Below are 2911 nucleotides of genomic sequence, written 5' to 3'. Positions count from 1 at the left end.
CCGGACGCGGACGGGCTGACCGGCGGTGCCGAGAGCGCGGGCTCGGCGGGGCCAGCGGTGTGCGGTCCGTTCGGTCAGCGGTGGCCGGCGGTGCCGAGGGCGTCGGCCCGCCGGGGCCGGTGACGCATGCGGAGGTTGGCCGGCCGAACCGTCAGCCCGACCCCTTCGTCGCGCCGCGGCCGAGTCCCGACCGCAGGGGCAGCCGGACGCGGACGGGCTGACCGGCGGTGCCGAGAGCGCGGGCTTGGCGGTGCGCGGTCCATTCGGTCAGCGATGGCCGAGGGCGTCGGCTCGGCGGGGACCGTGGCGCATGCGGAGGTTGGTCGGTCGGACCGTCAGCGTGGGCCCTTCGTCGTGCCGTGGCCGTGTCCTCGGCCGCGAGAGGTGCCGGAAGCGAACGGGCTGGTGGGCGGCGCCGAGGGGGTGGGTGAGGTCGCGGGCTCGGCGGGGGCCGACGTCGTGGCCGCCGGGCTGCCGCTCGGTTCCTGCGGGCCGGCGCTGGTGGTCGTACCGCCGGACGGCTGGGCGGCCCCGCGGGACGGCGAGGGCGCGGCGGAGCGGACCGCAGCGGTGGCCGAGGTGGTCGCGTCCGCGCTCGGGTTGCCGCTCTCCGGCTCACCGCTGCCGGTGCTGGGGCCGCCGGCGACCCGGCCGCCGTCGGCCGGGCGGGACCCGTCCGGGGAGCCCGAGCCGGCCAGGGCGGCGATCACCGCGACGGTCCCGGCCACGCCGAGGACGCCGGCGACGACCGCCACCCGGTGCCGGCCGCCCGAGCGCCGCGCGGCACGCCGACGGCCGGCCCGCCCCTCGCCGGGCTCGCGCGGCGCGGGACCGGCCGGCACCGGGGTCAGCTCGCGCGTGGCGTCGTAGGCGGTCTGCCAGCCGTGCGCGGCGGCGGGGTCGGCGTACTCGTCGTACGCGGGGGCCGGAGCCGGCTGCGGGTGGTACACGTACGGCCGCACCCCGGGCGCACCGCCCTGTTCGTGCATGCCGTACGCCCCCGCCTCGTGCTCCCGTTCCGTGGACATGCCAGCGGATTGTAGGGACGCAAGGCACTCCTGAGACAGCCGAAGGCAATATCCGGGCAAATCTCCGAGTCTCACGTGGTGGAAAACACGACCCGCGAGGCGTTACCGAGCCGTAAGCTCACGGACATGCAGGTGATCCAGTCGACCAAGCTCGCCAACGTCTGTTACGAGATCCGGGGCCCGGTTCTCGAAGAGGCCATGCGGCTGGAGGCGGCGGGGCACCGCATCCTCAAGCTCAACACCGGCAACCCGGCCGCCTTCGGCTTCGAGTGCCCCCCGGAGATCCTGGAGGACATCCTCCGCAACGTCTCCACGGCGCACGGCTACGGCGACGCCAAGGGCCTGCTGGCCGCCCGCCGCGCGGTCGTCATGCACAACCAGACCATCGGCATCGAGACGGACGTCGAGCACGTCTTCATCGGCAACGGCGTCTCCGAGCTGATCGTGATGGCGATGCAGGGCCTGCTGGACGACGGCGACGAGGTCCTCGTACCGGCCCCGGACTACCCGCTGTGGACGGCGGCCGTCTCCCTCTCCGGCGGTACGGCGGTGCACTACCGCTGCGACGAGCAGTCCGACTGGATGCCCGACCTCGCCGACATCGAGCGCAAGGTGACCGACCGCACCAAGGCGATCGTCATCATCAACCCGAACAACCCGACGGGCGCGGTCTACGACGAGGCGATGCTGAAGGGGCTGACCGACATCGCCCGCCGGCACAACCTGCTGGTCTGCTCGGACGAGATCTACGACAAGATCCTCTACGACGGCGCCACGCACACCCCGACGGCCGCGATCGCCCCGGACCTGCTGACGCTGACCTTCAACGGCATGTCGAAGGCCTACCGGGTGGCCGGCTACCGCGTCGGCTGGATGTCGATCTCCGGCCCGCGGGCGCACGCCGACTCCTACATCGAGGGCCTGACGATCCTGGCGAACATGCGGCTGTGCGCCAACATGCCGGGACAGCACGGGGTGGTCGCCGCGCTCAGCGGGCGCCAGACCATCCAGGACCTGGTGCTGCCGGGCGGGCGGCTGAAGGAGCAGCTGGACACGGCGTACGAGCTGCTGACGCAGATCCCCGGGGTGAGCTGCGTACGGCCCAAGGGCGCGCTGTACCTGTTCCCGCGGCTGGACCCCGCGGTCTTCAAGATCAAGGACGACCGGCAGCTGGTCCTGGACCTGCTGCGGCAGGAAAAGATCATGGTCGTCCAGGGCACGGGCTTCAACTGGCCGGAGCCGGACCACTTCCGGGTGGTGACCCTGCCGACGGTAGGGGACCTCCGGGACGCGGTGACGCGCATCGGGAACTTCCTGGACGGATACAGCCAGCGGTAGTCGACGGATCTCATTCCGTGACACGGCTCAACTTTAGACGAAATCTAAGCTAGGATGGCTTCCTGTCAGCGCACAGGAGGCCATCCCCATGTACGAGCCGATCCGCACCAAGTCGGTCCACAGCACGATGGCCGGCACCTCCTCCGACTTCCCGCACCGGTCGCGCGAGGAGGAGCTGGACATCCAGCTCGCCGGGCACCTCGCCGCCCTGCTCGCGGTCACCGACGAGCTGCGCGCCCTGACCCCGTCCGCCGACCTGGACGCGGCGGCCGAGCGCCTCGCGGCGCAGGTGGCCCGGCTGCGCGGCGGCCGTGCACCGCTGCGCGCGGCACCGGCCGCGGCCGGCGACCCCGCCGCCCTGCACCGCCGCGCGCACGCCCTCGCCGGCCGCGCGCTCGTGGTCGCCGCCTCGCGCGCCGACACCGCTGCGGCGATCCTCGCGGCCGAGTGCATGGACGCCCACACCAGCGCGCTCCAGCCCCTCACGACCGCCCCCTGACCCCTCCGGGTCCCCCGATCGGCCCCGGTCCGCGCGCACCCGCAGC

3 protein-coding genes are annotated in these 2911 nt (G+C 73.5%); 2 read left to right on the top strand and 1 reads right to left on the bottom strand.

Annotation, left to right across the window (positions count from 1 at the left end; genetic code table 11):
• Positions 1–335: 335 nt before the first annotated feature.
• Positions 336–1028, bottom strand: coding sequence for a hypothetical protein (locus ABZ923_RS34595; protein ID WP_361480057.1), 693 nt, complete (start codon positions 1026–1028; stop codon positions 336–338).
• Between the two features lie 126 nt (positions 1029–1154).
• Between ABZ923_RS34595 and ABZ923_RS34590 the strand changes: the two genes are divergently transcribed.
• Both ABZ923_RS34590 and ABZ923_RS34585 read left to right on the top strand, forming a co-directional pair.
• Entirely contained in the window at positions 1155–2366 is a 1212-nt protein-coding gene (locus tag ABZ923_RS34590) for a pyridoxal phosphate-dependent aminotransferase (protein WP_361480054.1), read from the top strand.
• A gap of 88 nt (positions 2367–2454) precedes the next feature.
• Positions 2455–2865: a hypothetical protein gene (locus tag ABZ923_RS34585; RefSeq protein ID WP_361480051.1), complete on the top strand. Its 411-nt coding sequence runs from the start codon at positions 2455–2457 to the stop codon at positions 2863–2865.
• The last annotated feature ends 46 nt before the right edge of the window (positions 2866–2911 follow it).

This window comes from Streptomyces sp. NPDC046881, assembly GCF_040645015.1.
Lineage (GTDB): Bacteria > Actinomycetota > Actinomycetes > Streptomycetales > Streptomycetaceae > Streptomyces.
The sequence above is the reverse complement of the archived record's forward strand: the minus strand, read 5'-3'. Positions and strand labels throughout refer to the sequence as shown.

What these genes read in the sequence shown, in the direction of transcription:
- ABZ923_RS34595 (WP_361480057.1), bottom strand. Translation starts at nt 1,028, where the DNA reads ATGTCCACGGAACGGGAGCACGAGGCGGGGGCGTACGGCATGCACGAA.
- ABZ923_RS34590 (WP_361480054.1), top strand. Translation starts at nt 1,155, where the DNA reads ATGCAGGTGATCCAGTCGACCAAGCTCGCCAACGTCTGTTACGAGATC.
- ABZ923_RS34585 (WP_361480051.1), top strand. Translation starts at nt 2,455, where the DNA reads ATGTACGAGCCGATCCGCACCAAGTCGGTCCACAGCACGATGGCCGGC.